The organism is Aquibacillus rhizosphaerae (genome assembly GCF_030282825.1).
GTDB lineage: Bacteria > Bacillota > Bacilli > Bacillales > Amphibacillaceae > Aquibacillus_C > Aquibacillus_C rhizosphaerae.
In genome coordinates this window covers 47,271-69,724 of record NZ_JASTZU010000041.1, presented here as the reverse complement: position 1 = coordinate 69,724, position 22,454 = coordinate 47,271, and the positions used below count along the sequence as shown (strand labels likewise).

At 34.4% G+C, this 22,454-nt stretch carries 22 protein-coding genes and 1 pseudogene; 3 read left to right on the top strand and 20 right to left on the bottom strand.

The features are described 5' to 3' along the window. Nucleotides 1-177 precede the first annotated feature (177 nt). The 8 genes from dnaK to gpr all read right to left on the bottom strand — a co-directional run bounded on the left by dnaK (nucleotide 178) and on the right by gpr (nucleotide 10,351). Nucleotides 178-2,013, bottom strand: coding sequence for a molecular chaperone DnaK (dnaK, locus tag QQS35_RS13665; protein ID WP_285932776.1), 1,836 nt, complete (start codon nucleotides 2,011-2,013; stop codon nucleotides 178-180). Between the two features lie 30 nt (nucleotides 2,014-2,043). After that, entirely contained in the window at nucleotides 2,044-2,604 is a 561-nt protein-coding gene (gene grpE, locus QQS35_RS13660) for a nucleotide exchange factor GrpE (RefSeq protein ID WP_285932775.1), read from the bottom strand. A gap of 190 nt (nucleotides 2,605-2,794) precedes the next feature. After that, nucleotides 2,795-3,817, bottom strand: a complete 1,023-nt coding sequence (gene hrcA / locus QQS35_RS13655; protein WP_285932774.1) for a heat-inducible transcriptional repressor HrcA — start codon at nucleotides 3,815-3,817, stop codon at nucleotides 2,795-2,797. Between the two features lie 77 nt (nucleotides 3,818-3,894). Next, nucleotides 3,895-5,052, bottom strand: a complete 1,158-nt coding sequence (hemW, locus tag QQS35_RS13650; RefSeq protein WP_285932773.1) for a radical SAM family heme chaperone HemW — start codon at nucleotides 5,050-5,052, stop codon at nucleotides 3,895-3,897. 330 nt (nucleotides 5,053-5,382) lie between these two features. After that, nucleotides 5,383-7,197 (bottom strand): translation elongation factor 4, encoded by a 1,815-nt coding sequence (gene lepA / locus QQS35_RS13645; protein ID WP_285932772.1) that lies wholly within the window; start codon nucleotides 7,195-7,197, stop codon nucleotides 5,383-5,385. Between the two features lie 238 nt (nucleotides 7,198-7,435). Further along, nucleotides 7,436-7,783, bottom strand: coding sequence for a DUF3679 domain-containing protein (locus tag QQS35_RS13640; RefSeq protein ID WP_285932771.1), 348 nt, complete (start codon nucleotides 7,781-7,783; stop codon nucleotides 7,436-7,438). Between the two features lie 16 nt (nucleotides 7,784-7,799). Then, a complete protein-coding gene (spoIIP, locus tag QQS35_RS13635) occupies nucleotides 7,800-8,990 on the bottom strand; it encodes a stage II sporulation protein P (RefSeq protein WP_285932770.1) in 1,191 nt (396 codons plus the stop codon). Nucleotides 8,991-9,244: 254 nt separating this feature from the next. Beyond that, nucleotides 9,245-10,351: a GPR endopeptidase gene (gene gpr / locus QQS35_RS13630; RefSeq protein ID WP_285932769.1), complete on the bottom strand. Its 1,107-nt coding sequence runs from the start codon at nucleotides 10,349-10,351 to the stop codon at nucleotides 9,245-9,247. A gap of 170 nt (nucleotides 10,352-10,521) precedes the next feature. On the opposite strand from gpr, the gene rpsT reads away from it, so the two are divergent. Continuing rightward, nucleotides 10,522-10,788, top strand: coding sequence for a 30S ribosomal protein S20 (gene rpsT / locus QQS35_RS13625; protein ID WP_285932768.1), 267 nt, complete (start codon nucleotides 10,522-10,524; stop codon nucleotides 10,786-10,788). Nucleotides 10,789-11,045: 257 nt separating this feature from the next. Here rpsT and holA read toward each other — a convergent pair whose 3' ends face one another. Next, nucleotides 11,046-12,098: a DNA polymerase III subunit delta gene (holA, locus tag QQS35_RS13620; protein ID WP_285932767.1), complete on the bottom strand. Its 1,053-nt coding sequence runs from the start codon at nucleotides 12,096-12,098 to the stop codon at nucleotides 11,046-11,048. 342 nt (nucleotides 12,099-12,440) lie between these two features. On the opposite strand from holA, the gene QQS35_RS13615 reads away from it, so the two are divergent. After that, nucleotides 12,441-12,575, top strand: a complete 135-nt coding sequence (locus tag QQS35_RS13615) for a YqzM family protein (RefSeq protein ID WP_285932766.1) — start codon at nucleotides 12,441-12,443, stop codon at nucleotides 12,573-12,575. A 238-nt stretch (nucleotides 12,576-12,813) separates the two neighbouring features. Here QQS35_RS13615 and QQS35_RS13610 read toward each other — a convergent pair whose 3' ends face one another. From QQS35_RS13610 to QQS35_RS13600, 3 genes and pseudogenes are all read right to left on the bottom strand, one after another. Further along, nucleotides 12,814-15,096: a DNA internalization-related competence protein ComEC/Rec2 gene (locus tag QQS35_RS13610; protein ID WP_285932765.1), complete on the bottom strand. Its 2,283-nt coding sequence runs from the start codon at nucleotides 15,094-15,096 to the stop codon at nucleotides 12,814-12,816. Nucleotides 15,097-15,145: 49 nt separating this feature from the next. After that, nucleotides 15,146-15,592, bottom strand: a pseudogene (locus QQS35_RS13605) (ComE operon protein 2); the annotation flags it as partial. A 68-nt stretch (nucleotides 15,593-15,660) separates the two neighbouring features. After that, entirely contained in the window at nucleotides 15,661-16,269 is a 609-nt protein-coding gene (locus QQS35_RS13600; protein WP_285932763.1) for a helix-hairpin-helix domain-containing protein, read from the bottom strand. Between the two features lie 142 nt (nucleotides 16,270-16,411). Here QQS35_RS13600 and comER point away from each other — a divergent pair, with 142 nt between their 5' ends. Next, nucleotides 16,412-17,236, top strand: coding sequence for a late competence protein ComER (comER, locus tag QQS35_RS13595; RefSeq protein ID WP_285932762.1), 825 nt, complete (start codon nucleotides 16,412-16,414; stop codon nucleotides 17,234-17,236). A gap of 109 nt (nucleotides 17,237-17,345) precedes the next feature. Here comER and QQS35_RS13590 read toward each other — a convergent pair whose 3' ends face one another. Genes QQS35_RS13590 through QQS35_RS13555 form a run of 8 tightly spaced genes read right to left on the bottom strand, consistent with a single transcriptional unit; the run spans nucleotide 17,346 to nucleotide 22,433 of the window. Further along, nucleotides 17,346-18,098, bottom strand: coding sequence for a class I SAM-dependent DNA methyltransferase (locus QQS35_RS13590; protein ID WP_285932761.1), 753 nt, complete (start codon nucleotides 18,096-18,098; stop codon nucleotides 17,346-17,348). Between the two features lie 4 nt (nucleotides 18,099-18,102). Continuing rightward, nucleotides 18,103-18,459 (bottom strand): ribosome silencing factor, encoded by a 357-nt coding sequence (gene rsfS / locus QQS35_RS13585; protein ID WP_285932760.1) that lies wholly within the window; start codon nucleotides 18,457-18,459, stop codon nucleotides 18,103-18,105. Next, on the bottom strand, nucleotides 18,449-19,042 hold the full coding sequence (gene yqeK / locus QQS35_RS13580) for a bis(5'-nucleosyl)-tetraphosphatase (symmetrical) YqeK (protein WP_285932913.1): 594 nt from the start codon (nucleotides 19,040-19,042) through the stop codon (nucleotides 18,449-18,451). Before yqeK ends, rsfS begins: the two co-directional genes overlap by 11 nt. Next, nucleotides 19,032-19,601 (bottom strand): nicotinate-nucleotide adenylyltransferase, encoded by a 570-nt coding sequence (locus tag QQS35_RS13575; RefSeq protein WP_285932759.1) that lies wholly within the window; start codon nucleotides 19,599-19,601, stop codon nucleotides 19,032-19,034. The genes yqeK and QQS35_RS13575 overlap by 11 nt, the downstream gene beginning before the upstream one ends. A 26-nt stretch (nucleotides 19,602-19,627) precedes the next feature. Further along, the gene (yhbY, locus tag QQS35_RS13570) at nucleotides 19,628-19,918 is read right to left on the bottom strand and encodes a ribosome assembly RNA-binding protein YhbY (RefSeq protein ID WP_285932912.1); all 291 of its coding nucleotides are present in this window, start codon (nucleotides 19,916-19,918) and stop codon (nucleotides 19,628-19,630) included. A 1-nt stretch (nucleotide 19,919) separates the two neighbouring features. Continuing rightward, nucleotides 19,920-20,762, bottom strand: a complete 843-nt coding sequence (gene aroE, locus QQS35_RS13565) for a shikimate dehydrogenase (protein WP_285932758.1) — start codon at nucleotides 20,760-20,762, stop codon at nucleotides 19,920-19,922. Nucleotides 20,763-20,814: 52 nt separating this feature from the next. After that, nucleotides 20,815-21,915 (bottom strand): ribosome biogenesis GTPase YqeH, encoded by a 1,101-nt coding sequence (gene yqeH, locus QQS35_RS13560; RefSeq protein WP_285932757.1) that lies wholly within the window; start codon nucleotides 21,913-21,915, stop codon nucleotides 20,815-20,817. Nucleotides 21,916-21,917: 2 nt separating this feature from the next. After that, nucleotides 21,918-22,433 carry a YqeG family HAD IIIA-type phosphatase gene (locus QQS35_RS13555; protein WP_285932756.1) on the bottom strand — a complete coding sequence of 172 codons (516 nt, stop codon included), beginning with the start codon at nucleotides 22,431-22,433 and terminating at the stop codon, nucleotides 21,918-21,920. Between the last annotated feature and the right edge of the window lie 21 nt (nucleotides 22,434-22,454).

The window sequence follows — 22,454 nt, the reverse complement described above, 5'->3', positions numbered from 1 at the left end:
TCTATTTTTAGAGCAAATGTATTCATCTTATAAAAACTATGACTTTCTCCTATATTTCCGCGGTATGAAACAGATAACTATGTAGCGAACATTTATGAAAAAAGTCAAAGTCAAGAAGAACCTGACTTTGACTTTTCATGTTTACTAGCTAAGTTTGCTCGCCTAAAGTTTTACGTATTACTTTTTCTCTTCATCATCATTTACTTCTTCGTAATCAGCGTCTACAACATCTTCGCCTTGTTCTTCTCCGCCTTCAGCACCAGCTTGTGCTTGCGCATCTGCAGCAGCTTGTTCATATAGCTTAACAGAAAGAGCTTGAACTTGCTCTTGAAGTGCTTCTTTCTTTTCTTTGATTTGTTCGATATCATCAGCTTCTATTGCTTTTTGAAGCTCTTCTTTTGCTGTTTCTGCTTGTTGTTTTTCTTCTTCCGAAACTTTATCGCCAAGATCTTTTATTGTTTTATCCGTTGTAAAGATCATTTGATCCGCTTCATTACGAAGTTCAATTTCTTCACGACGCTTTTTATCTTCTTCTGCATTTTCTTCAGCATCTCGCACCATTTGTTCTACTTCCTCATCAGAAAGACCTGAAGATGATTTGATGGTAATTGATTGCTCTTTATTCGTTCCTAAATCTTTAGCACGAACATTAACAATACCATTTGAATCAATATCAAAAGATACTTCAATTTGAGGAACTCCACGTGGTGCTGGTGGAATATCAGTCAACTGGAAACGACCTAGTGTTTTGTTATCTGAAGCCATTTCACGTTCCCCTTGCAGGACATGAATATCAACAGCCGTTTGATTGTCGGCAGCAGTTGAAAATACTTGTGAATGACTAGTTGGAATTGTTGTATTACGTTCAATTAATTTAGTTGTCACGCTTCCCATTGTTTCAATACCTAAAGAAAGTGGCGTAACATCTAAAAGAACAACGTCTTTTACATCTCCTTGTAAAACTCCACCTTGAATTGCAGCACCAAGTGCAACAACTTCATCCGGGTTTACGCCTTTAGAAGGATCTTTTCCAATTTCTTTTTTAATCGCTTCTACTACAGCTGGGATACGAGTAGAACCACCAACTAGAAGAACTTTATCAATATCACTTGCAGACATACTAGCGTCTTTTAGAGCTTGACGTGTTGGAGCCATCGTACGTTCTACAAGACTAGAAGTTAATTCATCAAATTTAGCACGAGTTAAGTTCATTTCTAAGTGTAGTGGTCCAGCTTCCCCTGCTGTAATAAACGGTAAAGAAATCTGTGTTTGAGCTACACCAGATAAATCTTTTTTAGCTTTTTCAGCTGCATCTTTTAGACGTTGTAGTGCCATTTTATCTTTAGATAAGTCGATACCTTGTTCTTTTTTAAATTCAGCCACTAAGTGATCAATAACTAACTCATCAAAGTCATCCCCACCTAAACGGTTGTCACCTGCAGTAGATACCACTTCAAATGCTCCATCACCGATATCAAGGATAGATACATCAAACGTACCACCACCAAGGTCATATACTAGAATAGTTTGATCTTGATCCCCTTTATCAATACCATAAGCTAGTGCTGCAGCTGTAGGTTCGTTAATGATACGTTCTACTTCAAGACCTGCAATTTTACCAGCATCTTTTGTAGCTTGACGCTCTGCATCATTAAAATAAGCAGGTACTGTAATTACAGCTTTATCAACTGTTTCTCCAAGATAGTCTTCTGCATAAGATTTGATATGCTGAAGGATAATAGCTGAAATTTCTTGAGGAGTATGTTCTTTCCCCTCAATTTCCACTTTATAGTCTGTTCCCATATGTCTTTTTATTGATTGAATTGTGTTTGGATTCGTGATGGCTTGGCGTTTTGCAACCTCACCTACTTGACGTTCACCATTTTTAAATGCGACTACAGATGGTGTAGTGCGATTCCCTTCTGGATTAGGGATTACTTTTGATTCGCCACCTTCCATTACAGCGACACAAGAATTTGTTGTACCTAAGTCAATTCCGATAATTTTTCCCATGACTTTTTCCTCCTTTACTACATATGTAATTTATTGGTTTACTTTTACCATTGCCGGGCGAATAACCCGATCTTTTAGTTTGTATCCTTTTTGCAATTCCTCTACGACAACATTGGATTCATATTGATCATCTTCCACCTGCATGACCGCTTGGTGTAAGTGTGGATCGAATGATTCACCCGTTGTTTTAATTTCTTCAACGCCTTCTTTTTGCAAGGCATCTGCTAATTGTCGATACACCATTTTCAGGCCTTCTACGACACCCCCAGCAGATTCATCTTTAATCTCTATCTGTAATGCTCTTTCAAAGCTATCAACTACTGGCAATAATTCTGTTATAAGTGATTGCGATCTATATTTACGATCCGCTTCTTTTTCTTTCTGTGTACGTTTGCGGAAATTATCATATTCAGCTTGCACCCTTAACAATCGTTGATAGATATCATCTTTTTCTCGTTGTAGGACTTCGATTTCTGAATCCTCAGTATCACTAGATTCTTCATTTGTATCCTCTTCAACAAGTTCTTGATCTACTTCTTCTACCACTTCTTCTGTGTTATTTTGTTCATGCACTTCTTCCTTTTTTTCCACGACTGTCACCTCCTAAAACATCCTATAATATAGCCTTGTTGAATATATCACGAATGACTCTGTAAATAAATCATTTCGTTTTACAAATTATTGCTGGACTACAAAGTTTAAAGCTAGTATGTCCAGCAAAACAGAAATAAAGGATGGGAAAACTCCCCACCACTTCCATCTATACCCTTTATTAGGAAAATTAATACCAAGAATGAAATGTCTTAGTTAATCGAGCAGAAAGCACATTAACTAGTGAGATAACACGTGAATATTCCATTCGAGTTGGTCCTAATAAAGCTATGGTACCCATTTGTTGGTCACCAAGCGAATACGTCGCAGTAATTAAACTGCAATGTTGCATAGCATCCATTTTGTTTTCTTGGCCAATAGATACTTTAATACCATCCTTACTAGAACGAAGCAAATCAGCCATTTCCTCTTCTTGTTCTATGATGGAATAAAGCGACCTTATTTTGTTTACATCTTTAAATTCGGGTTGCATCATTATATTCGTCTTACCACCAACATAAAGTTTCACTGGTTGTTCGTCAAATAATGCAGCTCTTAAATAATGGTATGCTAAGTCAAAATCATCCGTATAAGTGTTCAGTAATATTGCAATTTCCTTTGAAAGCATCTCATGTAGTTGAATAATTGGTACATCAACTAGTCTTTCGTTTAAGATATTAACCAACTTCTCTAAATCACTTGGATGAATTTCTGTAGGGACGCTAAACGACCTATGTTCTACATGACCTGTATTTGTAACTAATATCGCTACTGCAGTTTGTGGAGATAAGCTAATTATTTGTAGTTGCTTTAGCTTTGTCTCAAAAACTTCAGGTCCTAAAATAATTGAAGTGTAATTAGTTAAGTCTGATAACACCTTAGCTGACTTTTGAACAACTTGCTCAAATTCAACCATACCCTTTTCAAACGTGTGTGTAATCATACTCATATCATTATTTGACAAATGAAAAGGAGATAATAGGTGGTCTACATAAAAGCGGTATCCTTTTTCTGAAGGTACTCTACCCGAAGAAGAGTGAGTTTTTTCAATAAAACCCAGCTCTTCTAAGTCCGCCATTTCGTTTCGAATTGTAGCAGAACTAAATGACACTTCATCCTTTTTAGAAATAGAACGTGAACCAATCGGTTGCGCCGTTTGGATGAATTCATCAATAATAACTTGTAGTACTAACAATTGTCTATTTGATAACATCGATGATCACCTCTGTTAGCACTCTTAGCTAACGAGTGCTAAATCTATTATTAAATTATCAAAAGCTAGTGCGATTGTCAATTCGAAAGCTTCAAAGAATCTGGTTCTAACAAAAATTCTTGAAAAACTTCATTTCCAAACAAAAGACCATCCTCTGTCAATTGAAGGCAGTCGTCATTCTCCTGTACCCATCCTTTTTGCGAAAGGATATGGATTGCATGTTTATAAAGGTCCGTCATCTCTACCCCAAACTTGTTAAGGAACTGATTCTTTGAAACTCCCTGTAACTTACGCAATCCTAAAAACATTTCTTCTTCAATTTGTTCTTTCAATCCAATTTCTTCTGTGTGTAATACGGGTAACCCGTCTTCATTTGCTTTTTTAACATATGCTGGGAATGGTCTTAAATTAACAATTCTCTTACCTGGTAAATAACCATGTGCCCCTGCTCCAAAACCGAAATAATAATCATTATTCCAATAAGTTAGATTATGTTGACTCTCATATCCAGGTATCGAAAAGTTACTGATTTCATATTGCATTTTGCCATGTGACTGCATTTTTCCCCTTAGAAGTTGAAACATATTTGCCTCTACTTCCTCTTTTGGTTTTATTAACTTTCCTGTTTTATACCTTTGATAAAATACGGTTTTAGGTTCTATCTGTAGTGAATATGCAGAGTAATGTGGCAAATCGAATGATAGTGCCTCGTTCAATGTTCGTTCTAAATGGTCTAAAGTCTGGTTTGGCAAACTATAAATTAAGTCAATACTAATGTTGTTAATACCATATTGTTTAAGCGCATCGACATTTGCATACACATCTTCAATCCGATGAAGTCTACCAAGTTGTTCTAGCATCACATCATCAAATACCTGAACACCCATCGAGATACGATTTACACCATAATCTTTTAATAACTTTATCTTTTCTCTGTTCAAATCTCCAGGATTTGCTTCAAATGAAAATTCCTCACATTGTCCAACATCAAAATGACTATCGATAATCTTTAGTAAGCTTTCAAGTTGTCGGTTGTTTAATGCAGTTGGTGTTCCTCCACCAACAAAAATAGTTTTCATTTTTTTCTTAGGTTCTTTAATATATGTTGATACTTCTTTTCTTAATGCTTCAATGTAATCATCGGCCATCTTTTCTTCATAAAAGAATTTTGTGAAATCACAGTAATGACAAATTTTTTCACAAAATGGTATATGGATATAAACGGATGAAACCATAAATTTCATCTCCTTGTATTTTGGTTAACACTTATTTTTAGTGATTTTAATTTTGGGCTTTATGAAAGATTTTAAACCTTCGTAATGATCAAAAATCCGCTTGACCTGGATTTCTGCCATTTTTTACAATCTGCGCTGCATAAAAAGGGGGGCTTTTTCAGGGAACGGTTTTCTTCCGAGAAAGCTGAAGCGTTTCACGGAGCGCAAATCAACATAGTAGCTACATAGAATTCTATAAATTTTAGAAACACAGAACAATAAAAGTTATATACCTTTATTATAAGTGCGAAACCCTTGTCAACTTAATCGACAAGGGCCAAGGTGCTACTATTAATCATCATCCATACGAAGAACGGCCATAAATGCTTCTTGTGGTACCTCAACTGACCCTACCATCTTCATGCGTTTTTTACCTTCTTTTTGTTTTTCAAGCAATTTTCTTTTTCTTGAAATATCGCCACCATAACATTTTGAAAGTACGTTTTTACGCATTGCTTTTATCGTTGAACGCGCAACAATTTTATTTCCTACTGCTGCTTGAATTGGCACTTCAAACTGTTGTCTAGGTATTAATTTTTTCAATTTCTCTACTATCTGCTTTCCTCTTTCAAACGAAAAGTCTTTATGAACAATAAAGGACAGTGCATCTATTGTTTCACCATTTAACCATATATCCATTTTCACTAAGGTGGATTCCTTATATCCAATCATTTCGTAATCAAATGATGCATAACCTTTAGTTTGAGACTTTAACTGATCAAAGAAATCATAAACAATTTCAGATAATGGAATTTCATAGACAACATTGACACGACTATCATCCATGTATTGCATATCTAGAAAATCACCACGTTTTTTCTGGCAAAGTTCCATAACTGCCCCTACGAAATCATTTGGGACCATAATTGTTGCCTTTACGTATGGTTCCCGGATTTCTTTTACTTTTTGTGTATCTGGCATAAATGACGGATTGTCAATTTGCAATTCAGACTCATCAGTAAGTTGCACCTGATAAATAACACTTGGTGCTGTAGTAATAAGATCAATGTTAAATTCTCTTTCAATTCTTTCTTGGATAATCTCCATATGAAGAAGACCTAAGAAACCACATCGGAAACCAAAACCTAATGCTTGAGATGTTTCTGCCTCATATTGCAAAGACGAATCATTTAATTCTAGTCTTTCAAGAGCTTCTCTTAAATCATTATAATTATTAGAGTCCACTGGATACAACCCACAAAAAACCATAGGATTTAAGCGACGATAACCTGGTAACGCCTGTTCTGCAGGGTTATTGCTTAGAGTGATTGTATCACCAACCCTTGTGTCGCCAACATTTTTGATCGATGCTGTTAAGTAACCAACATCTCCTACCGATAACTCATTTTGCGGAACTGGTTTCGGAGTAAACACACCAATTTCATTTACTTCGAATTCTTTACCCGTAGCCATCATTTTAATCTTATCGCCTACTTTTACAGATCCTTCTTTAATACATACATAGGCAACAACACCCCGATAAGAATCATATAAAGAATCAAAAATTAATGCTTTTAATGGTTCCTCCGGATTACCCGAAGGTGCAGGTATTTTTTCGACAATACGCGATAAAATCTCTTCGATTCCAATACCTGATTTGGCACTGGCCAAGATAGCTTCCTCGCCATCAATTCCGATTACATCCGTAATCTCTTGCTTTACTCTTTCTGGATCAGCGCTTGGCAAGTCAATTTTATTTATAACTGGGATAATTTCCAAATCGTTATCCAAAGCCAAATAAACATTAGCAAGCGTTTGTGCTTCAATTCCCTGGGCAGCATCTACTACTAAAATAGCACCTTCACAAGCAGCAAGGCTTCTAGATACTTCATATGTAAAATCGACGTGACCAGGGGTATCAATAAGATGAAACAAATATTCATCGCCATTTTCTTGTTGATACTTTAATTGAACAGCATTAAGTTTAATTGTGATTCCGCGTTCACGTTCTAAATCCATTCCATCTAAGAACTGCTCTTTCATTTCTCTAGATGTTAGTGCTTTCGTTTTTTCTAATATACGGTCAGCCAATGTCGACTTCCCGTGATCAATATGTGCAATAATTGAAAAATTTCGTACTCTACTCTGATTTCTACCTTTTGTCAATGGTGATCACTCCTATTTTCGAGCAACAATACTAGGATTGATTATAGCAGTCGAAGCAATTAGATTCAATAAAAATAAAGTTAATCCTCAATCAGTCTGGTTTAGAACAGCATAATTTGTTTGATAATTCGATTCGCACTTGTTTAATCATGTCCACTTAACATGCTTTAGAAGCCCCTACTAAGAATACTTCGACCTATTTTATTAACTTTTTTCAATCTATTACTATTTTCATTTCCTAGAAAAAGACTTGTGCTATTTGGTATGCAGTATCGATGACCTGATTATAGAACCACTTCACACTATTTTCCAAATTACCAGCAAGCTTTTGGGTGAAATGATTTGTTTGAACCTCTTCATATTCTAGCTCTTTATCCTCTAAGTTTATCTGTTCAAAATCTTCACCCATTACGTTGACTTCATAAGAACCATCTTCATTTATTCCTGAATCAATGGCATCTTCAAAGTTAGTGGCTGTGTATCCCCTAGTATTAGCTATTCCTTCATTTGCTTGATCGATCCCAAATAGAACCCCACCCATAAATAAAATAACCATCAATAGCATAGAAACTAGAACTTTTGTCATCTTGGCACCTCCGATTTTAGGGATTTCCTTGGACTTTCTCAGCATCCCAATAATAATCACTAAATACTTTCGCTAAAGCTTCCGCTGACCTATATAATTCATCCATGTTATTATCTACGCCACCAAATTCAATTGTTAAAGCATTATTAGAAACATCTTGATTATAAACACCATTTCTTCCTGCTCCTCCGTACTTTTCTACCCCTCTACTTAAACCTGGATAACGTTGTTCTAACCTTTCATGTAATTCTGAAGCTAGTTTAAGATTCCGCTCGTAATTAGCATTGTCTCCTCCAATTACAAACATTAACTTCGCATAATCTTCACCGTTAATTGACTTGGTTGTCACATCTCTTCTTGTACTATCTCTGTGTAGGTCAAACACAAAGTTCAAATCCTTATTATTAGCAAGTGCAGTTTCCACGATAGGTTTAGAAGCTTGATAAGAATGGGTTGTATAATTCCAATCGTTTTCTAGTAAGATAGTCATAAAATCGGTAGTGTCTACTTCTGACCCAATCCCTTGATTTTTCAATTCCTTTGCAAGCTGTTCACTCACCTTTGTTATATTAACTTCTGGATGAAAAGCGTTATCCGGTTCGTCAGTCTTAGGAAGGTGCGGCAAAAAAGATTCACGATTATGTGTGCTATATATAAAAACTACTTCCCGTTCTCCAGTTGATTGCTCTGCACTATCATTTGGTACATCTTCTTCCTCGGTCGTTCCATCCGTATCGTCATCTGGCATATCAGCTTCTCGATCTTCTAAAACAACTTCTAATGGAGGAGTAGATTCTGCTGTTAAATTAGTATAGTCTGTTCCTTCCCCTGCGATTAATATTTGCCTGTCGTAGGCTTCAAATCCCGGTAATTCTCGACCTAGTAAACTTCTAGCATCATTTGGTTTAACACTGGTAGCCATTTCAAAAACTAAATATGATAAATCAATAGACTCTTTATCCTCAGGAAAAGCTTGATCAAATGATTTGTTCTCCATTCGTAATAAATATAGAAAAGAAGAACCTTGAATCTGACTTGTCCACTCACTAATTGTTGATGAGTAAAGTCTATAAGCTGGTTGTATTGTGGTTAATAATCCAATAAAAATAAATAAAGCTAAAACACTTGCAATTAATATTGTTAACTTCTTCCAAGGTTTAGATCTTATAATTATTTCTCGGACTGAGTTTATATTTGGTTTATTCATCGTTCCATCCTTTCTGAACCTTTCTATCATCTTTAGTAGACTCTATGACGATGGTTCAGAAAGTAGAACGTGTATTACAAAATTGTTGAATCTCTTTTTTAAAAAATCAGCTATACTTATCAATTTAAACTTTTCTATAATGCGCAATAAAATCCGAGAGGAATAACCACCTCCATTATCATTCATGCTAACTACCTGTCAAAAAACGGATACGTAAACTATCTTATTTACTAGAAAAATATTAAGGATAATATTTATCTTGTATAGGAGCCAAAATTTTTAATATTTACATTTTCATGAAGTGCTGCATTTACCCCTTCAGCAATGACATGGGCCATATCCTTCATAAACCCATCCACTTCTTTTGGTGTAACCATTAAATTGTGTCCCAATGGGGTAAGTACTTCTTTGATTAACGACCTTTTTTCTTCCTCCGTTAACTCTCCTATCATCCCTAGAACAGCTTTTCGCTTTTCAGGATGAGGTAAATCTTCATCGGTTAATTTTCGAGAACCAAAATTCATTCCTCCTGGAGTTAACGCCTTTGAAGGTTTATTTCGCTCATTCCATTCTCTCCCGAAGTGCTTAAGGACAAAATCAATCGTATCACTTGTAATTGTAACTGCGTCCACCACTGTCGGAACACCAAGTGCAATAACGGGTATTCCTAAAGTTTCCTTACTAATTTCTTTACGTTTATTTCCGACACCTGAACCAGGATGAATACCGGAATCGGATAATTGAATTGTCGCATTCACACGTTCCACAGAACGAGATGCTAATGCATCAATCGCAATAACAAAGTCTGGCTTAGTCTTTTCAATAACTCCAAATATAATATCGCTTGTCTCTATTCCAGTTATCCCCATTACTCCAGGGGTCATTGCAGATACAGGTCGATAACCTTCAGCAACATATTGAGGTTGAAGTTTGAATAAATGACTAGTGACCAAAACTTTTTCAGCAGCCATTGGGCCCAGGGCATCAGGTGTAACGTTCCAATTACCGAGTCCAACGACTAAACAAGTTGCATCTTTTGGAATATTACTTTCACGAATTAACTCTATTAATTCTTTTGCTAGTATTTTTGCAGTTTGTTCTTGCATCTTTGTATCTTGTCGTTTTACCCCTTCAGAATGAATCGTAATATAATTTCCAGCTTTTTTATCTAAAGAAGTAGCACCAGTTTCATCTATTTGTACATAAGTAACATTAATATCGCCTTCATTTCTTTCTTTAACTTGAACACCTTTAATCTGTCTATCTTCTTTTTTTTCATTTTCTACATACATATCTTTTGCTTCTACTGCTAAATCTGTCCGCACTTGAAATAATTGCTTATCTTGATTGTCTTTTTTCATAAAATTAAAAGCCTCCCTTTTTATAATTAGGGTTGCCTTATTTTAAATAAAACATACAAATATCGGTTGTTTTAAAAGATTGCTACTTGAAAACTTGACCGCGCTTTGGTACAATGACTTTTGTTCCAAACTAGTTATTTGAACGTTTTTTACTATGGAGGTGAATATAAATGGCTAACATAAAATCAGCAATCAAACGTGTTCGTACAAACAACGACCAACGTGCACACAATATTTCAATCAAGACAGACATGCGTTCTCAGATTAAGCGTGTAGAAAGTCTAGTTGAAGGTAAAGACACAACAAATGCACAGGCAGCACTACAAAAAGCTGTTACAAAAATTGATAAAGCAGTTCAAAAAGGCATTATCCATAAAAATAAAGGCAACCGTCAAAAAGCTCGTTTAACTAAAAAAGTTAACGAACTAAGTGCCTAACAAACAATTGCTTATAAATGACCAACAGTAAACGATCCAATCATGGGTCGTTTTTACTTTGAATAAGTTTGATAGAGCGCCTTTCTCACAGTGCAATTAATACGAACAACTATGTCTTACTCTTTACCACAAAGATGTTTAACATAAGACTCAGACGGGCTTTAGCTGGACTTGGATTTGCACATGCTAATAGTTCAGTTATCCACTGGACATTAAAAATCCATGTGAATCAATATCACATGGATTTAAAAATTCCTCTATGCTCTTATAACTTGTTTATTTAATGAATTCCGATTAATTAATTGATATAAAAGTAGTTCAAAAGCTAACGATTTATCCATCTTTCCTTGCTTTATTTTCGTATCTGTTTCTGTACAAACATGGATAATTTCTTTTAACTCGTTCGATGAAAAAGTTTTCTCCCTACTTATCGACATTTTGATTACATAGGGGTGAACCTTCAATTGTTGTGCCATCTGTTGTTGACTATAACCTTTTTGTTTCAGGACCTTCACATGGAAAATCGTTCTGAATTGTGAAGCAAGCAAGGCTAACAGAGGAATAGCATCTTCATTCATTTTTTCTAAATCCTTAAAAATCGTAATCGCTTTTTTTAAGTCTCTTGTTATAACTGCATCGACTAGCTTTAAACCTGAAGTATTTGAATTATGTGAAAGCAACTTCTCAGCTACCTCCATACTAACTGTCCCACCTTCACCTACAAACGTTGCCATCTTTTCTATTTCATTTTGAAGCATGAGCAGGTTTGCCCCTGCTTCTTGAACGATTAATTCAAAAACTGATTCTTCTATCGTTACATTAAAACTTGTAGCAATATTCTCTATCCATTTTGAGAGATCCCATTCTTTAATTGGGTCACAAGCTACGGTCTCACACTGTTTCTTCATTAATTTAGTGATCTTTTTTCTTTCATCTACTTTTTCATAAGGAGCTATAAAAACGATGATTGAATAGTCCACAGGATGGAGAAGATAAGATTGAAGTATGTCCAAGTTATGTTCAACAGAAACCTTATCTGGTTTAGCCTTCAAAAACATTGGATTATGAACAAAAATTACCTTTTGCTCTCCAAAAAAAGGATAGGTTTCTGCATCAGCAATGACTTCTTGAATTTCCGTTTCTTCTAAATCATAAATCGATATATTTGTATCTTTATCTTCTTCTGATAAAGCGTATGTAAGTATTTGTTGTTTTAGATCTTGTACTAAGTATGATTCTGTTCCATGAAAAAAATAAAGAGAAGAAAATTGTTTTTTCTTCATTGCCTTCATTACTTCAAAATAATTCATTATTTGCCCTCGCTTTAGATTAAATCTGATTTAATCGTAATAGGAATTTATCTTGGACGCAAGCATTAGTTGAAATTCTTAAATATTTAATTTATTGTATAAAGAGGGAAGTAGCTGCAACTACTCCCCTCTGCAATCTATATAAACGCTTAAAAACCAGGCCCAGGATACTGCTTTCTAAGCGATATTTTCTTTCTCTTATAGATTGACCCAAAACTAAAAATATATAGGTGTAAACTCTTGCTAACAAAGGTAACTAAAATAACTGTAATAATTTTTAGAGTTAAGTGGATTTTTTATCTTTTTTGACTTATACTAATAATGAATTGGGAGGGGTACATAATGAATGAATTCGAAAAGGATGTTCAATCCAAGAGTCACGACATATTTGATTCCGGAAAAGGCTTTGTTTTCTCCTTTGTCTTCTTCATGCTTATTTTCTTCATTGGTGTTATCATAGACTTTATTGGATCTTAAGTATATTTACGTATGAAAAGAGACTGTTCTTCCTACAGTCTCTTTTTTTATTGTCTAGGAAATTATAAAATTCCGCTAAATGTAGTAACATGCAGGAACAGCCACTACCAGCTCCTATCCTGCCTGAATTCTGTCAAACTCTATGTGAGAAAAAATGCCACTGCCAGGCTACCTTATTGCCTTAGGGTGCCAGGTGCCTGCCTTTTGTCTTTTCACAAGAGCAACTTACATAATCATCTTATGGTAACTTGGTCTGAAATGTTCCTTTCTTATCTAAAAAAATATATTGAATGGCACCTTTTCCATCAGTTCTATATATATCTATATTGTGTTCAATCAGACGATGCAATACGTCTTTACTTGGATGACCATAACGGTTATTTTCGCCAACGGAAATTAAAGCAATTTTTGGATTAGTAACTTCCAAAAACTCCGATGAAGTAGAAGAACTACTACCATGATGAGCAACTTTTAATATGTCAAATTTCATATTCGGATAAAGGTCAATCAAACTTTTCTCGACTTCATTGTCAATATCACCCGTGTATAGCCAAGTTAATCCACCTAATTCAGTTAATAAAACCAACGAATTCGCATTGGTTGACCCATAGACTTTATCCGGACTTACTACGTGAAACACATGGTCAGAAACCGTTAGCTTATTACCACTTTTCATTTTTAAAATTTCAATATTATTAGAGCTTATTTTTTGTGTTAAATCATTAGAAAATACAAAGTATTCACTTGAGATGATCTGTTTAACTTTAAAATCATCTAATAAAAATGATGCACTTCCAATATGATCGTGATCCTCATGTGAGAAAACCAAGGCATCAATTGTAGAAATACCCCTTGAATACAAGTAAGGTTTTATAACTTGATTATATATCTTATCTGATGGTGTTTGGAAATCGTTTTCTACACTCCCCGCCGCATCGATTATAATTACACCTCTACGATAAGGAAGTTCAATTACTGTACTATCTCCCTGACCAACATCCAGCATTGTTACGGTTCCTTTAGGATTTAAGTAAGGTTGTATAGATACGAATAGTAGTAAAACAACAAGTAAACAGCCGTATGTAAAAGCTTGTTTGCTTTTTTTCTTAATTAAATACCCCATAAAAATAAACAAGATAACATAATAAGGGATAAATATTTGCAATGGAAACCTTCCAGTTATCCAGGGAAAATATACCACACTATCTAAAGTTTCTAGTATTGATAAGACCGTTCTATGTATTACCTCAAAGACATATTCAAAGGTCGGTGATAGGAAAGGAAAAACCAATATGATGACCATTAAAAGTAACATATAAGGGATAACAAATAAAGTGAAGTATGGAACAAAGAAAAGATTAATGACAATAGAGAGAGGATTAAAAAAGAAAAAATTGTAAATTTGAAAAGGTAAAAGTGACATAAGGCTAATAAAGCTGATTTTAAGTAGGGATAAAGCTTTTGAACCATCTAAAGTTATAATTCTTTTTGAAAGTAGAATTGCTATCGTGACTATAAAAGAAAATTGAAATCCTAATTGATAGACGTACATCTTATTAAAAATTATAAATGTTAAAAAAACAACACTTATAATGTCTGTTAAGGGTAACTTTATATTGCGTGTAAGTATAATAAAACCTAGAAAAGTCATCATAGATGCCCGCCAAACTGAAGGGGCACCACCACTTAATAACGGATAAATTAATAAGAAGATTAATAATAAAAAACGAGCTTTTTCTCTTGTTAATAATTGTGCCTTTACGAATAAAAAATAACAACAACTAACCAACAAACCAACATGTAAGCCTGAAATGGCGAGCAAATGTGATAAATTCCAGCGTTGAAATAGTTCCTTAATCTCTCCACTAAAGTTATTCGTTTCACCTAACAACAGTGCTTGTAGCCATTGATTTGTAAATGAATTTAGTGTTTTTTCAGTTCTAGCCAATGTATTCTCTCTTAGTTGATAGATGGAATGTAGAGGTGATTCTCCTGTACATAAAACATCCTCTGGTTTCTCAATACTTAATTGATAATTTATATTTTGTTTGATTAGATAATTGTGATAATCAAATTGTCCAGGATTTTTGCTTTGAGGAGGCATTTCTACTTTTCCGTTAATGACACATGTTGCACCGGTTTTTGCACTTGTTAGTTTATTATCAACACCGTTAGTACCTTTGAAAAAAGTTATCAATATGTTATTGTCACTTTTCGTATCTTGGAAAGTAAATGTTGTTTTCGCAGAAGTATTTGAAATTTCAGAGGTTATTTTCCCGAAGTAAGAATGAGGTTGTGTTACATCTAAATTATTTATTGAATTAGATACATTGGAGAAATACAGTAATCCAATCAAAATAAAAAGCATTGATGCTACTACATGTAGCAACTTTATTCGTTTTTTTCTAAATAATATGTATAGCCAGATTAAGTAGATAAAACAGAAATATATAATATCAAAAGAAGTTGCTAAGATAGCAACGACCATGGCTAACATTAATAAATGCCAATATCCCTTCAACTACTTAACACCTTCTTCCATCTACAATTCAGCAATTCTAAGATTTGGGTTGTAAATTTATAAAATCCTCTTCAAGTTCTACCTTTTCTGTTTTGACTCCAGCCTGTTGAAACAATTCAATGGAATAAGGATGGTTTTTATAATCATTAGCATAATACACTGTACGAATTCCACTTTGAATAATTGATTTACAACATTGTAAACAAGGAAAATGAGTCACGTACATTTCTGCATGTGCTGTTGCCACACCAAATTTCGCACATTGTAGTAATGCATTTATCTCTGCATGAACTGTACGAACACAATGACCTTCAATGACGTAACACCCTTCATCAATACAATGAACACCACCAGAAACACTTCCATTATACCCTCCAGCGATAATTCGCTTGTCTCTCACTATTGTAGCACCTACCATTAATCGTTCACATGTACTTCTTAATGCCAATAAGTGACTTTGAGCCATAAAATATTGATTCCAAGAAATCCTCTCCATTTTCATTCCCCACCTTAATTCGACATTTTTCATTTAGTTTACCGCTCGTACCTTTGATAGTCAACAGCCTATGGAATTTGAATATCTTCTTTTAACTTCTCAACTGTTTTTTCTCCAATTCCAATCACATTACTTAGTTCTTCTACAGTTTTAAAAGGACCATTTTCTTCTCTATAACTAATAATAGCTTCTGCCTTCACTTCCCCAATTCCTGGGAGGACTAGAATCTCTTCTTTGGTAGCACTATTAATTTTTATTTTTTGATTGGTAACTGTTTCTACTAAAGTTACAGGTTTTTGATCCCCTATTTTTCTAACATAAATAATCATTTCATCAAATACTTTTTGAGCAAGATTTACAGTCTGGATATCTGCTTCCTCAGTCAATCCTCCAGCTTGAGTAATAACATCTTGCACACGTTCATCACCAGTTATTTGGTACACACCTGGATCGTTCACCTCTCCTTTTACATCTACATATTGCTCTAATTCAATAGTGTCGAGAGTAGCGTCTCCTTCAGCCATATCCGCTTCTATTTCATTTTCATTCAAAAATAATTCAAACAACTCTTCGTCTTTTTTATCTGAAACATTTGAGGTTACTTGATTTATAAAGATAAAAAGTCCTAATGATCCAATAACGATGACGATTAGCCAGTTATTTTTAAGCCAACGCATTATGTCACATCCTTTTCATAAGTTGGGGAGTTCTCACATACAATGGGTTAAAGAATAGAATAATTCGTGCGTAAATTCTCAATCCTATATTTGCTTCTTATGAATTGGGAATAGTGAACGCTTACTAATAGGAGGGAACACCATGAAATGGGGAGTTATTGGTACTGGAAACATGGGAGAAATTTTAATTGATTCATGGATGACATCACAAGTTATTATGGAAGATGAATTATTCATTACGAACAGAACAATAAGTAAAGCTTACGATATTCAGGAAAGATATCCAGGTGTGAATGTTTGTCCTGAGCTTGAACAGCTGATAGAGTGTGTTGATATTATCTACATTTGTGTAAAGCCACTTGAAATATATCCTCTTTTGAATAATCTTTACAGTTCCTTAAGAAGCGATCAATGTATTGTTTCCATTACTAGTCCATACTCTGTAGAGCGGTTGGAACAGTTCGTTCCGTGTCAAGTTGCCAGAATGATTCCTAGTATTACAAATAGAGCAGTAGCAGGAGTTACATTAGCTACCTTTGGAAATAGTATCTCAAAAGAAATGAGAGGTTATTTACTACAGAGCAGTCGTATTTATTCCACTCCTGAGATTATAGAGGATAATGTTACACGTATATCTTCTGATATCGTTTCCTGTGGACCAGCATTTTTTGGATTTCTCGCAGAACAATATATTACTGCTGCATCTGAAGAGACACATATTAATAAAGAAGTAGCGACAAAATTAACCGAGAAAATGTTCATTGGTTTTGGAAAATTACTAGAGGACGGCTACTATACATTACCAGAATTAATTGAAAAAGTTTGTGTAAAAGGTGGTGTTACTGGCGAGGGTATAAAAGCAATGGAAAGTAATCTTGGAGAATTATTCACCTATTTAATAGCAGCAACACATGATAAGTACAATGAGGACATTGCTAAAATAAGTAAACAGATATTGGATGAATAATAACTTCGACAAATATCTGTAATATCCTTTATTTAATAAATTATTTTTTCCCATAACAAGAAAAAATCACAGTTTAAAAAGATTAAAAATTCGAGGTGCTCTTTGACAGCTACCTCGAATTTTTTTGACATACAAAGAATAGACGCTGGTCATCACTAGAATAACTGGTTTCTTTTGTCGAAAAATCAGCATACAATCCTTTCATGATAAACCCGGATTTTTTTAATAACTCTCGGTACGTATTAATAGGATAAGTTCGTTGATGATGTGTTTCGTCAAACCTTTCATATTGTTCCTCATCAAGAACAAAAAATGTTAAGTCATGATAAACTTCTCCAAGGCTTTCACCTGCTTGACACAACCAAACATATGATAAATCATCGTATATTTCCGCAAAGGTCTGTTCCTTTAAGTTATTCTCTATATGGTCCATTGAATGAACATCAAATAAAAATAATCCATCACTGTTTAACATATGGTTTACATTTTTAAATACAACTTCTAACTCATTGAGATCTGTAATATAATTTATCACATCACAAAAACTCACAACAGCATCTAAATTTTTAAAACCATTTAATTCACGCAAGTCTTGATGAAACCATTGGATTAACAGATTCTCTTCTGCTGCTGCTTGTTGCGCATAAGCTAGCATATCTTCGGAATAATCTACACCTAACACTTGATATCCGGTTTTTGCTAATCTTCGCGTAACCTGACCAGTTCCACAACCTAAGTCGGCTACAGATGTTATATTATTTCCAAATTTCTTAAACATAGCATCTGCAAACTGCTCCCATTTCTCATAAGGAGCATCCTCCATAAGTACATCATAAACAAAAGCCATTTTTGTGTATGACATGTAATTAGCTCTCTTGATTTAAGCTTAGTTCGACAAGTGGTGCGTCTCCCCACAAGCGTTCAAGGTTATAATAATTCCGTTCATCTTTGTGGAATATATGACAAACTACATCGCCAAGGTCAACCAAAATCCATCTTGCTTGGTCAAACCCTTCCAGTCGTTTAACCATTATTTCATTTTCTTCTGCTTGTGATTTAATTTCTCTTGCAATAGCTTGAACTTGGCGTTCATTTGTACCCTCACAGATTAAGAAATAATCCGCCACAAGAGATACATCTTGCATATCCATCATTACAATGTCCTCGCCTCGTTTATCGTCACACGCTTTTGCTGCTAAATTTGCTAATTGTTTACTTTCCATTCATATCTTCCCTCCATTTATCTTTAACCGTTATTAATAAGTCGTTATAAGCATGAAATGTATCTGGGTATATGGGTTGGTTTTTACTCATAAGAAATTGAATCGTGTTTTTAGCAGCCAACCAACAACCTAAATCCAAATCTGCCTTTGCTTGTTCTCTAACCTTGTCAACTCCAGGAAAATCGCGTCCAGGTTCTATATAGTCAGCGAGAAAGATAATTTTTTCAAGCTTGTTCATACCTGCTTTTCCCGTAGTATGCCACCTAATAGCATTGAGTATTGAAAGATCATTAATTCCCACTTCACGCTTGATTAAAAGTGCTCCTACTGGGCCGTGCCACAATTCATGGTGATAATGTAACAAATCCTTCGGTAAATATTCACTAATAATCCATCTTTCCATCTCGTCTTTGTCACGATACTTTGCATAATCATGAAAAACAGCAGCAATTTCTGTTTTTTGTTTATCCTCATTATAAAATTTCGCTAAATCTACAGCTGTTTCTACTACACGCTTTGTATGATCAAAGCGTGATTGTTTTAGATGCGGTTGTACAATCGCTAACGCTTGCTTACGATCCATCATATAGGTGATACTCCTTTATAAGTTCCAATACATTCGAAGGTACTAAATATCTAACTGATTGATTATTAGCAATCCTCTCCCTTATCATAGTTGATGAAATTTCCATAACTGGGATATCCACTTCTATAACAGGGTAATTTGTATTTAGTTTGTACTCCGGTCGTTTTACACCTACAAATTGGACTAATTGTGTTAATTGATCAATTTTATACCACTTTGGTAAATATTCAACCATATCCGCTCCAATAATAAAGTAAAACATTGTCTCAGGAAACTTTTCTTTGAGTAACTTAATTGTATCAAATGTGTAGGATTTTCCTAATCTATCAACTTCTATCGTACTTAAAGAAAAATTGTGATTATCCTTAATAGCTGTTTCTATCATGGCTATTCTTTGTTCTATCTTTGTATTAGACTTTTCTTTATGAGGTGGTTCATATGATGGAATAAACCAAACCTGATCAAGATTAAGTTTATGATTTACTTCCTCAGCAATTAATAAATGACCCAAATGTGGTGGGTCAAATGTTCCACCAAGTATACCGATTTTTTTCATACAAGGCTCCTTCTACACTTTTACAACTATGGTAGTTCAATCTTCTTATTTTCTATAGACTCTTTATATAACACGATGATATTACCTATAATTTGTACTAATTCTGCCTCTGCACCTTCTGAAAGTTGCTGTGCAACTTCCGTTTTATCTTCCATGCAATTTTGCAAAATAGTTATTTTAATAAGCTCTCTTTTCTCAAGTGCCTCTTCAATTTGAGTAACCATATTTTCATTAACACCTGTTTTGCCCACTTGGAAAATTGGACTTAAGTGGTGTGCCTGTGCTCTTAAAACTCTCTTTTGTTTTCCGGTTAACATATTATTCATTCCCTCGCAATCTCGAGTCAAGTTGTTTAAGTATATCTTTTGCTGCTATCTGTTCGCCTGTCCATATTTCAAACGCTAATTGCGCTTGATACAATAACATAGCATGTCCTTGATGAATAAGCGCCCCAAAATCTGCTGCCTCTTTTAACAAAGTAGTCATCAATGGTTGATAAACAATATCACTAACAAGCGTATTAGGACTTATATTTCTCAGAGATATTACTTGCTCATCTATATTAGGCTTCATCCCTACAGAAGTAGTTTGAACAATAAAATTATATTTCATTAATTGCTGTTCCGCTTCTTCAAAGGATAGTACATTCGTGTTTGTTTGAACTTCTTTTAACTCTAATAACTGGGTGGCTTTATTTGTTGTCCGATTTGCTATGTCCACCGTATGAAACTTTTCTTGTACTAATGCCCGGTATATTCCTCTAGCAGCGCCACCAGCACCCAGGATTAAAACTTTTGTGTTTTCTTTAAATACATCTGGGTGGGCAGTTTTCACAGACTGAACATATCCGAAGCCATCTGTATTATATCCTTTCCATTTTCCCTTATCATTAACAACCGTATTAACTGCTCCAATTTTTTCTGCATCAGAATCTAGTTCATCTAAAAAAGGCATAATTTTTTGTTTATATGGAACAGTTATATTAAATCCATTCACGTTATCTTCTTTTAATTTTAAAATTGTCTTTTCTAGATTAGCTTCTGACGTTTCATAAAGTCGATAATCTCCAGCAATCCCTGCTTTTCGCAAAAATTGATGATGAATCCAAGGAGATAATGAATGATTAATTGGAAAACCGATTAGTCCTAATTTAAGTCTCATTTTTCCCCTCTCCCTATTAGCATATTCAACAGATTGAATTTTTTGATTAAAATTAAATTAACGACGTACGGATGGAAGTAGGAACACCTTCTGGACTATGTGCAGTAATAGTTACCTCACCATTAGGAATAGTTATCCATCCTAATCCCGGAAAAACAATATCTATCTTTTTTTCCTTAATTCGAATGGTGTGCGCTTTTAAAGATGGTAATTGTTTTAATGTCTCAGGGTTAGGTGGAGATAATAATTCTCCAATATGATTTTCATATAACTGATCGGCATTTTCTAATTTCGTTCGATGAATAGAGAGTTGATTAGCAAAATAACAAACAAATGATTGTTTTTCACCTTTCACAAAATCAAACCTAGCTAAACCACCAATATAAAGTGTTTGCTTCTCATTAAGTTGATAAACTCGTGGTTTAATCTCCTTGTTTGGCGTAATTACTTTTAAATCAGAATCTGAAATATAGTGAGATATTTGATTTCGATTAATCACACCCGGTGTATCATACAATGAACTTTTATCATCTAAAGGAATATCAATAAATCCCAAAGTAGTGCCTGGAAAATAAGATGTCGTTATCGCGTCACTTACTCCTGTCGATCTATCTATTAACCGGTTAATAAACGTAGACTTGCCTACGTTTGTACTTCCTACAACATATACATCTTTTCTTTTTCTATAATCCTCTATAGCAGATTCTAATTCATCCATTCCGTTTCCTTTTGCAGCAGAGATTAAGAAGACATCTTGCACCGTTAATCCTAAATCACTTGCTGATTTTTTCATCCATTGCTTTAACTTGTTTATATTTGTTGATTTTGGTAACAAATCAACCTTATTGCCTACAAGCAAAATAGGATTATTACCAGTTAGTCTTTGTAAACTTTTTATAAAACTACCATTAAAATCAAAAATATCTACTATTTTTATAATTAAGCCCTTGTTATCTCTAATTTGGCTAATCATTTTTAAAAAGTCATCGTCAGTATATGACACATCCTGAACCTCATTATAATGCTTTAATCGAAAACATCTTTTGCAAATAATGACTTCTTTATTTAATGCAGAACTTGGTAAAAACCCTGGCTGACTTTGATCATCAGTTTGAATTTGAACTCCACATCCTTGACAAATTATATCTTCCATATTTAATCCTCCCAAGTAACCATACCTTTCCTACGCATCCAACTTAATATTCTTCGTTCAATTTGGCGATTAATTCGAGTTATCTTCCCATCTGTTTCAACGATTGGAACGACAAGTATAGTGTATAATCCCGCACGATTTCCTCCCAAAACGTCGGTCATAATCTGGTCTCCGATTACAACTACCTCTTCTTTTTTTAATTCCATTTTTTTTACTGCTCTTTTGAAGGCTTTTCCAAGTGGCTTTCGTGCACTATAAACAAACGGTGTTTTTAAAGGTTCTGAAAATAGTTTAACTCTTTCTTCTTTATTATTGGAAATAATCGTTACTTTAATATCATTATCTTCCATTAATTTAAACCATTTAATAATTTCTGGCGTAGCATCTTTTACATTCCATGCTACCAAAGTATTATCTAAGTCAGTAATAATACCTTTAATCCCCTTACTTTTTAGCTCTTCTGGCTGTATCTCAAATACATCCTTCACGTGTTCATTTGGTAAAAATTGCTTAATCAATGGTTAATCACCTCAATATAC

Coding starts and splice junctions, on each gene's coding strand:
- dnaK (WP_285932776.1), bottom strand. CDS start 2,013: ATGGGAAAAATTATCGGAATTGACTTAGGTACAACAAATTCTTGTGTC.
- hrcA (WP_285932774.1), bottom strand. CDS start 3,817: ATGTTATCAAATAGACAATTGTTAGTACTACAAGTTATTATTGATGAA.
- hemW (WP_285932773.1), bottom strand. CDS start 5,052: ATGGTTTCATCCGTTTATATCCATATACCATTTTGTGAAAAAATTTGT.
- QQS35_RS13640 (WP_285932771.1), bottom strand. CDS start 7,783: ATGACAAAAGTTCTAGTTTCTATGCTATTGATGGTTATTTTATTTATG.
- spoIIP (WP_285932770.1), bottom strand. CDS start 8,990: ATGAATAAACCAAATATAAACTCAGTCCGAGAAATAATTATAAGATCT.
- gpr (WP_285932769.1), bottom strand. CDS start 10,351: ATGAAAAAAGACAATCAAGATAAGCAATTATTTCAAGTGCGGACAGAT.
- rpsT (WP_285932768.1), top strand. CDS start 10,522: ATGGCTAACATAAAATCAGCAATCAAACGTGTTCGTACAAACAACGAC.
- holA (WP_285932767.1), bottom strand. CDS start 12,098: ATGAATTATTTTGAAGTAATGAAGGCAATGAAGAAAAAACAATTTTCT.
- QQS35_RS13615 (WP_285932766.1), top strand. CDS start 12,441: ATGAATGAATTCGAAAAGGATGTTCAATCCAAGAGTCACGACATATTT.
- QQS35_RS13600 (WP_285932763.1), bottom strand. CDS start 16,269: ATGCGTTGGCTTAAAAATAACTGGCTAATCGTCATCGTTATTGGATCA.
- comER (WP_285932762.1), top strand. CDS start 16,412: ATGAAATGGGGAGTTATTGGTACTGGAAACATGGGAGAAATTTTAATT.
- QQS35_RS13590 (WP_285932761.1), bottom strand. CDS start 18,098: ATGTCATACACAAAAATGGCTTTTGTTTATGATGTACTTATGGAGGAT.
- rsfS (WP_285932760.1), bottom strand. CDS start 18,459: ATGGAAAGTAAACAATTAGCAAATTTAGCAGCAAAAGCGTGTGACGAT.
- yqeK (WP_285932913.1), bottom strand. CDS start 19,042: ATGGATCGTAAGCAAGCGTTAGCGATTGTACAACCGCATCTAAAACAA.
- QQS35_RS13575 (WP_285932759.1), bottom strand. CDS start 19,601: ATGAAAAAAATCGGTATACTTGGTGGAACATTTGACCCACCACATTTG.
- yhbY (WP_285932912.1), bottom strand. CDS start 19,918: ATGTTAACCGGAAAACAAAAGAGAGTTTTAAGAGCACAGGCACACCAC.
- aroE (WP_285932758.1), bottom strand. CDS start 20,762: ATGAGACTTAAATTAGGACTAATCGGTTTTCCAATTAATCATTCATTA.
- yqeH (WP_285932757.1), bottom strand. CDS start 21,915: ATGGAAGATATAATTTGTCAAGGATGTGGAGTTCAAATTCAAACTGAT.